The following is a 7,146-nucleotide window of genomic DNA, read 5'->3' as shown; positions in this document are numbered from 1 at the left end:
AGAGCACTACCTTGACACGGTAGGAGTCACTGGTTCGATTCCAGTATCGCCCATTCAATTTTCAGATCGATGCAAGAGCGCGTGGTGGTGGTGGGTTTTGGCCGTTCCGGCACGGGTGCAGCCCGCTTACTAAAAGCCCAAGGGGTTGACGTTTGCCTGCTTGAAAGTGGCAACAGCGCCGATTTACAGAGGCGCGTTAATTGTTTAACAGCAGAAGGGATAAATGTTGAACTAGCCAAACCACTCACCTTGGCAAGTTTTGCTGTTTTGCCTGAGCGGGTGGTGCTCAGCCCAGGCATTGCTTTTGATCACCCGGTAATACAGCAATTGCGCGATCAAGGTGTTGCTGTGGTGGGTGAGATGGAAGTGGCCTGGAATGGTTTCAATGGAGTGCCTTGGATTGGTGTAACTGGAACTAACGGAAAAACCACTGTTACCAGCTTGCTGGGCCATCTACTCCAACAAGCTGGCTTAGATGCACCGGTATGCGGCAACATCGGCAGCTCCGCCGCTGAACTAGCCCTGGAGCGCCGCGATGGAGCTACCCCCGCATGGGCGGTAGTGGAACTAAGCAGTTTCCAAATCGAAGCGGCCCCATCGGTGGCGCCAAAAATTGGTATCTGGACCACCCTCACTCCAGATCATCTTGATCGCCACAGCAATGTGAATAACTACCGCTCAATCAAGGCGAGCCTGCTGCGCCGAAGTGAGATTCAAATACTTAATGCAGATGATCCTGATCTTTGTTCCCACGCCAGCGACTGGCCTCGGGCCCTATGGGTTAGCGCCAAACCAAAACAACAATTGCCTGCCGGTATCAACACCCATATCTGGATCGAATCAGGCCATGTTCACAACAAAAATGGGCCCCTATTTCCTGCATCTGCCTTAGCAATGCCTGGCAGCCACAACAAACAAAATCTCGTTCTTGCCACCGCTGCTGCTTTACAAGTGGGCTTAAGCGCAAACCAAATTGAACAGGGTTGCCGCAGTTTCCCTGGGGTGTGCCATCGGCTTGAACTAATTGATACTCAAAATGAAGTTTTCTTTTACAACGACAGTAAGGCAACTAATTACGACGCTTCTTTAGTTGCTTTAAAGGCGCTTCCTGGTCCTTTGGTTTTACTGGCGGGGGGCAGGGCTAAAAGGGGGGAGCCAGCAGCTTGGCTAAAGGCATTGGAACTAAAAGCAAAAGCGGTGGTGCTTTTTGGAGAAGCAACGCCAACTTTCAATGAATTACTCGGCGCTAGCGGCTACGGCGGCAAGATTGAATTAAGGGAGGGCTTAGCTCAAGCAGTGCCGCTGGCAGCGCAATTGGCTAAGGAATTAGGGGCGAATGCAGTATTGCTATCGCCCGCATGTGCCAGCTTTGATCAGTATGAAAATTTTGAACAACGGGGCGATCATTTTCGTGAGTTAGTGGAGGCACTCAAAAATTAATTATGAACAAACAACAATGGTGGCTAATGAAAAGTGAACCAGATGTATTTGGTATAGCTCATCTAAAAGCTGAAAACACCACTCTTTGGGATGGAATTCGCAATTACCAGGCTCGGAACTTTATGCGTACTATGCGTATTGGTGATCAGGCATTCTTTTATCACTCCAATGCCAAGCCTCCCGGAATTGTGGGCTTAATGGAAGTGGTGGAAACAGGAATTACAGATCCAAGCCAATTCGAGCCAAGCAGCAAATATTTTGATCCAGCTTCAAAAGTGGAAGCCCCTAGGTGGGACTGCGTAAAGTTGAAGTATTCGGGCACGTTTAGCGAATTATTAAGCTTGGAAAAACTTCGGCAGCTGTTCACAGAAGAAACATTGCCAGTAATACGCCGCGGCAACCGTTTATCAATCCTGCCGATTGCCAGCTCTAGTGCCGCCAAACTTTTGGAAATTCTTGGCAATCCTGTGTTCTAAGTGAGATACAAACTGGCGCGATAGCAAAAGCAACGCTAATTTTCTAGCAAATTAATTATTTTGTTGCCATGGCCGCCGCCCTCCCTGTGGGAGCAGTAATCAAAACCGGTTACGCAGCGTTTAGCAAAGCGCCTTTTTTGTTTGTAGGATTTACTCTTATTGGTGGTGGAATTAATTTAGCGAGCCAATTCATTCAAGATCAAGCAAGTAAAAGTATCCAGGAGAGTGCTGAATTTGGCATTGGATGGGTATTTATATTTCTTTTGGGATTAAGCATCAATATAGTTGCCAGCCTTTGGATGAATCTCGGCTTATTTCGTGGCGCTTGGAGAGCCTTAAACGGCGAGATACCTATTATTAAAGACTTTGTGCGTTGGGATTTCCGAGCAATTAGGCGTTTGCTTTGGATGGCCATACTTTTACTAGTAATTAATTTGATAGTGCTTATAACTGCCGCTTTAGCGGGAGGTTTAGCAAGCTTAATTCGCCTCGAACTATTTTTTGTACCTCTATTTGCAGGGAGTTTAGTATTAATTTACTTAGCTGTTACACAAATGTTTCATGTGCCCATTGTGGTAGCGCAAGGCGAGCGGGCGATGCAGGCTTTTAGGCACGGCCGAAAAGTTGTAGATCCTCAGTTTTGGCGTTTGTTGGGGTTTGGGCTACTGATGATTCTAATAACTTTGGCGGGATTGTTACTCTGCGGTATAGGTATTCTTGTGGCAGCGCCAGTTGTAGTTTGCTGCCTCGTGGCTGCTTACCAACACCTTTTTAATAGTGATGATTGCACTGGCTTTTTAACAGACGTCCGCCAGGGCTAACGCCATACAAAAAGAAGCGGCGGCTTCACGATTCCAGCCCCCTTCTGCACCCCGCAGGCCGGCTGCACTTGTTAATACAAAACGCAAGGCCCAACTGCGGATGTCACCTTTAAGTTCAAGCCACCAAGAACCCTGTTCTAGGCAAAGTTCTAAATTTTCCTCTGCCATTAGCTGCTCCTTACAGCTTTCATATTGATCGATGAGTTTGGCGCAGAGATTGCGCAGCTGCTCAAACTCCTCGAGGGTGAGTTCTAGGGCCCATGCCTCAGCAGCAATCAACACTTGGTAACTAGAACGCTTTTTATCTATTGCTAGCCGCCAACCAAACCCCTCTCGTTGCATCAGCCGGGCAAAAGATCGGGCAAATCCTGCTCATCGCTGAGTTCCGTAATGGCCCTTTGAACAGGCTTCACCATCGAATCCTCGAGCAGACCTTCAAAATCATCAAAACGTCTTTGCTTTGCCCTAAAAGCAATGCGCACAGTAGTGAGATACCTATTGGTTGAATGGCGCATCAAGCTTTCGCCGCGTTTAGCAAGTTCGTTAGCTCCAGGCTGCTGGCTTAGCGACATCGATGGGTATCCCAATTTCTTGTATCAACATAACTCCCTGCTCTTTTGTTGCTCGGCCAAAGCTGCACCGGGTGGAGGCAAACGATCCGCAGACATCTCGAATTGCTTCTCAATGCTCTTAATTTGGCTAGATATCGGCATTTTGGCCAAGTGTTCTGCAAAGGTTTCAGTATTCGTTCCATTAACTAGCTGATTGGGCCACGGAACACTTGCAATTGATTTGGGCAGCTCCAGCACCTTGGTGGGCTGGCAAGCCCACGCAGGCTCTAGCCCTGAATTGCTTTACCTGCCTCCCCTCAGTAGCCCTGGCAGCCTGCCCCTAATTCCAAGCCTTGTGGCTCTTGAGGGGCCGCGCCCTCTGCTGGGTCAACAGGTGCTAGACGCAGGCGCACAAGGCCGTTGCCAGCGCAATTTCAAAACAAAGCTCTATCAAAATGCCGCTTGCCCCGCAGCTCAAAGGGCAGCTGCCTCCCTATTGCAAGGCATATGGCAACAATTGCCCCCAAATCGCATTCCTGAACGCCTTGTGCTCACTGCCCCAGTGGAGGGTTTCAGCAGTTATCGCAACTGGTTACAGCAATGGGGAGCCAGCTTGCCCGTGCCAGAACTGGCTTTGGTGGATGAATCCACCGCCGCGGCCTTAGGAGCGGGCTTACCGCCAGGCAGCTTGGTTTTAGTGCTTGATATGGGCGCTGGTACCACGGATTTATCCCTGGTGCGCCTCGAAGGCGGTGAAGGCAAGGCGATGCCCATGGCCCAATTGCTGCGCTTTGCAGGCAATCAGCTGCCCCTCAGCAGCAATGCGGTGAAAACAGCTCGTGTAATTGGCAAAGCCGGCGCTCAGGTGGGGGGGCGCAGCATCGATCACTGGTGGGCAATTGCCCTTGGCGCACCCGAACCTGTTCCAGAACACTGGTTAGAAGCCGCAGAAAAATTAAAATGTGCCCTGAGCCAAGCAGATAACGCCCAAGTGCGGCTGGAATCGCGGTTGCTCCAAGGCAGCCGCCAGCAATTGGAACAAGTGCTCGAAAGCCAGGGATTGCCGCTTTTACTGCAAGACCTACTCGGTGATATCAGCGCTGCCGCCCGCAGGGCTGGTGAAAATCTGGCGAGTATCGATGGGGTTCTAGCGGTAGGAGGCAGCAGTGCCCTGCCATGGCTGCAAAACTGGTTAAACGAAAATGTTCCAGGTGTGCGCTTACCGGTGCTCCAACCCAGTGCAGCGGTGGTTTTGGGTGCCCTAGCCATGACCCCAGCCCTACGGCTTATCGATGTATTGAGGCAAGGGGTAAGCCTGCGCTGCTGGGATAGACGTATGGGTGGACATTATTGGCATCCCTTATTTGTTGCAGGCCAGGGATGGCCCACCCCTCAACCCCTAGAAATTGTGCTGGCTTGCCAGGAGGGGCAAACAAAATTGGAACTGCAACTGGGCACTCCCAAAAACGAAAGTCGCGCCGAGGTGGTTTTTATAGACGGGATACCAAAACTGCAAGCAAGATCAGCAGGTGAAGCAGCTGTAAAACCATGGCGAGCAAAAGCCCTGGAACTATCCCTTGTGCCCCCTGGCAGAGGGGGGGAAGATCGTTTCAAGTTGCGATTTCACATTGATAAGCAATGCCAAATTTGGCTTGGCGGCATCGATTTGCAGTTAAACCAACCCCTGAAAGAAGAGCTGCTCGGCCAGCTCGAATGAATAAGCGCCGTTCCAGATTGTCTTGGCTATGGGTGGGCAGCACCCTTGGAGCTGTTTCCATCTTTGTGATCGGCTTAGGGCTTTGGCAACAGCAATTGCCAAAGCGGTTGCAACGTTCTGCCCAAAGCGGCGATCTCGGCGCCTGCCTGCGGCTCGGACGCCAACTGGGGGCGCTTCAACCACTGCGGCCCAAAGAGGCAGCCCTGGTGGAAAGCTGCCTGCAACGCCAGGCCCAACGCAGCTGGGATGGGGGTTTGTGGTGGGCAGCGTTAGATCAACAAAGACAATTAATCCGCCGCAGTGGCAACCCTGCAAAGGCAGATCGTCAATTGCAGCAATGGCGGCAACAACTACGCAGCAAAGTAATTCAAAGATTCCTTAGGGGTGAAATGCCCCAAGCCCTATCGCTAATTAGCAGCAGTGGCGAAAACCGCTTCCCCGAGGGGCAAGACCTCCAAAATTCGCTGCAAGAGAATTGGGCCGCCAATCGATTCCACCTTGAGCAAGCCCAGCTCGTTGGCAAAAAAGGCCAGTGGTGGGAGGCAAACAATCAACTAAATCAGCTAAATCATCCCTGGTGGATAGGGCAAGCACAAGCCATGCGCCAAACCGTAGATACCCAAATTAAAGCGCTGCAGCGGCTGAAGCAACAACAAAACAGCCATGCCGCAATGCCGCAAGCTGGCGCTTCTGAAACAGCGGCACCCGGTGCAGCAGCTCTCGATGCAAGGATCCGCCAATTACAAGCGGCTGGCAAATCAGACTGGGCTGCTTTTCAAGCCGCCTGCCAAGAACTGGGGGGGGTGGTGCGAGAAGACGGTCCTGAAAGCAGCTGCCAAGGCCGAATGAGAAGATAAACAAAAGTGTGTAAACGGCGATGCAGCCAGGCAATCGAGTTCGGGTACAGCAATCAGTTGTTGTGTTTACCCATCCAGAAAATCGCGGCAAAGCCTTTGATATGAAGGGGCAGGAGGGGGAGATAAATTCAGTATTGAATGATTGGAAAGGCAAACCAATCAGCCCAACCTTGCCTGTTGTGGTTGCTTTTGGACGCTATAAAGCTCACTTTCGCAGCGATGAGCTGGAATTGATTAACTGAAACGAGCTTCAATTCGTTCCTGGCTTAAGCAACAACACCCCCTCCTCTCCATCCACCTCCTGCAGCATTAGGTGGATAAATTCCTGGCGGCTGGTGGGTACAACTCTGCCAACGAAATCCGGTTGGATGGGCAGCTCCCTGTGGCCTCGATCCACCATCGCTAGAAGTTTCACGCTGGCGGGCCGCCCCCAACCCTGGAGTGCCTCCAGCGCAGCCCTCACAGTGCGTCCGGTGAAAACCACATCGTCTACAAGCACCACTGTGCGGTTATCAATACACACCGGTAAATCGGTTGGTTGAACCAATCGAGTTCCCAATCGGCCGAGGTCGTCGCGATGAAAAGTTGGATCTAATACCCCCTGGGCGATGGGTTCACAAAGTATTCGTTGTAATTCAGCTGCCAACACTTGGGCAAGAGCCACCCCCCTGGTGGGAATCCCCAGCAGCACTAACTGCTTAGGATCGGCAACGCTCTCAATTACTTGGGAACAAAGCCGCAATACGGTGCGATGCAATTCTTCAGAATCAAGGATCCAAACCCGTTCGCAATTTTGGGGAGGGAATTCAGATCGCCCCATAACAGCAATTAATCAAGCATTAAATATGTGAAGAAGCTTAGTTGGCGCTATTTCTTTGGTGCTTGAAACCTGACGCCGCCAGCTAAATGCAAATCCTGGGCACATATTGGCTGTAACTTGCCTCATATCTAAGCCCTGTATTGGGTGACAGCAGCAACACCTCCCAGCACCGATCAGGCACTGAAAGGGCGCAGTCTTAGTTCTGTAGCGCCTGTTGTGTTAGTAGTTCTTGATGGCTGGGGCGAAAATCCAAGCGAGCAAAACAACGCCATACGCATGGCGAAAACGCCAATCATGGATGCCCTTTGGCATGCCTATCCCCATACCTTGATCCATGCCAGCGGTGCCCATGTGGGTTTACCCGAAGGTCAGATGGGAAATTCCGAAGTGGGTCACCTCACCATTGGTTCTGGGCGAGTAATCCGGCAAGAATTAGTAAGGATTAGCCAGGCGGTGAAGAAAGG

At 51.2% G+C, this 7,146-nt stretch carries 9 protein-coding genes and 1 pseudogene; 7 read left to right on the top strand and 3 right to left on the bottom strand.

The window, feature by feature from the left end:
- Positions 1 to 69: 69 nt before the first annotated feature.
- The 3 genes from murD (at position 70) to AC2JC8_RS09390 (ending at position 2,737) form a co-directional block, all read left to right on the top strand.
- Positions 70 to 1,440 carry a UDP-N-acetylmuramoyl-L-alanine--D-glutamate ligase gene (gene murD, locus AC2JC8_RS09400; RefSeq protein WP_484594601.1) on the top strand — a complete coding sequence of 457 codons (1,371 nt, stop codon included), beginning with the start codon at positions 70 to 72 and terminating at the stop codon, positions 1,438 to 1,440.
- 2 nt (positions 1,441 to 1,442) lie between these two features.
- Positions 1,443 to 1,916, top strand: a complete 474-nt coding sequence (locus AC2JC8_RS09395) for an EVE domain-containing protein (RefSeq protein WP_484594600.1) — start codon at positions 1,443 to 1,445, stop codon at positions 1,914 to 1,916.
- 68 nt (positions 1,917 to 1,984) lie between these two features.
- Complete coding sequence (locus AC2JC8_RS09390) at positions 1,985 to 2,737, top strand: hypothetical protein (RefSeq protein ID WP_484594599.1); 753 nt, start codon at positions 1,985 to 1,987, stop codon at positions 2,735 to 2,737.
- Here AC2JC8_RS09390 and AC2JC8_RS09385 read toward each other — a convergent pair.
- Together AC2JC8_RS09385 and AC2JC8_RS09380 are read right to left on the bottom strand one after the other, a co-directional pair.
- Entirely contained in the window at positions 2,714 to 3,079 is a 366-nt protein-coding gene (locus tag AC2JC8_RS09385; protein WP_461555472.1) for a DUF1818 family protein, read from the bottom strand. The two genes, AC2JC8_RS09390 and AC2JC8_RS09385, sit on opposite strands and share 24 nt — an antisense overlap.
- Entirely contained in the window at positions 3,079 to 3,309 is a 231-nt protein-coding gene (locus AC2JC8_RS09380; RefSeq protein ID WP_255097843.1) for a DNA-directed RNA polymerase subunit omega, read from the bottom strand. The genes AC2JC8_RS09385 and AC2JC8_RS09380 overlap by 1 nt, the downstream gene beginning before the upstream one ends.
- A gap of 193 nt (positions 3,310 to 3,502) precedes the next feature.
- Between AC2JC8_RS09380 and AC2JC8_RS09375 the strand changes: the two genes are divergently transcribed.
- From AC2JC8_RS09375 to AC2JC8_RS09365, 3 genes are read left to right on the top strand one after another with little or no spacing between them, the layout of a single operon-like run.
- The gene (locus AC2JC8_RS09375; protein ID WP_484594598.1) at positions 3,503 to 5,005 is read left to right on the top strand and encodes an Hsp70 family protein; all 1,503 of its coding nucleotides are present in this window, start codon (positions 3,503 to 3,505) and stop codon (positions 5,003 to 5,005) included.
- Entirely contained in the window at positions 5,002 to 5,862 is an 861-nt protein-coding gene (locus AC2JC8_RS09370; protein ID WP_484399842.1) for a hypothetical protein, read from the top strand. Before AC2JC8_RS09375 ends, AC2JC8_RS09370 begins: the two co-directional genes overlap by 4 nt.
- 20 nt (positions 5,863 to 5,882) lie before the next feature.
- Positions 5,883 to 6,104: a ferredoxin-thioredoxin reductase variable chain gene (locus AC2JC8_RS09365; protein WP_255097846.1), complete on the top strand. Its 222-nt coding sequence runs from the start codon at positions 5,883 to 5,885 to the stop codon at positions 6,102 to 6,104.
- A gap of 8 nt (positions 6,105 to 6,112) precedes the next feature.
- On the opposite strand, the gene pyrR is transcribed toward AC2JC8_RS09365, so the two are convergent.
- Positions 6,113 to 6,682: a bifunctional pyr operon transcriptional regulator/uracil phosphoribosyltransferase PyrR gene (pyrR, locus tag AC2JC8_RS09360; protein WP_255097847.1), complete on the bottom strand. Its 570-nt coding sequence runs from the start codon at positions 6,680 to 6,682 to the stop codon at positions 6,113 to 6,115.
- A gap of 144 nt (positions 6,683 to 6,826) precedes the next feature.
- Between pyrR and AC2JC8_RS09355 the strand changes: the two are divergent.
- A pseudogene (locus AC2JC8_RS09355) lies at positions 6,827 to 7,146 on the top strand (2,3-bisphosphoglycerate-independent phosphoglycerate mutase); the annotation flags it as partial.

It is taken from the genome of Synechococcus sp. (genome assembly GCF_982614295.1).
This window is presented reverse-complemented; position numbering and strand designations above follow the sequence as displayed.

Excerpts from the sequence above, each read along its gene's own strand:
- murD (WP_484594601.1), top strand. The coding sequence starts at position 70 with ATGCAAGAGCGCGTGGTGGTGGTGGGTTTTGGCCGTTCCGGCACGGGT.
- AC2JC8_RS09395 (WP_484594600.1), top strand. The coding sequence starts at position 1,443 with ATGAACAAACAACAATGGTGGCTAATGAAAAGTGAACCAGATGTATTT.
- AC2JC8_RS09390 (WP_484594599.1), top strand. The coding sequence starts at position 1,985 with ATGGCCGCCGCCCTCCCTGTGGGAGCAGTAATCAAAACCGGTTACGCA.
- AC2JC8_RS09385 (WP_461555472.1), bottom strand. The coding sequence starts at position 3,079 with ATGCAACGAGAGGGGTTTGGTTGGCGGCTAGCAATAGATAAAAAGCGT.
- AC2JC8_RS09380 (WP_255097843.1), bottom strand. The coding sequence starts at position 3,309 with ATGTCGCTAAGCCAGCAGCCTGGAGCTAACGAACTTGCTAAACGCGGC.
- AC2JC8_RS09370 (WP_484399842.1), top strand. The coding sequence starts at position 5,002 with ATGAATAAGCGCCGTTCCAGATTGTCTTGGCTATGGGTGGGCAGCACC.
- AC2JC8_RS09365 (WP_255097846.1), top strand. The coding sequence starts at position 5,883 with ATGCAGCCAGGCAATCGAGTTCGGGTACAGCAATCAGTTGTTGTGTTT.
- pyrR (WP_255097847.1), bottom strand. The coding sequence starts at position 6,682 with ATGGGGCGATCTGAATTCCCTCCCCAAAATTGCGAACGGGTTTGGATC.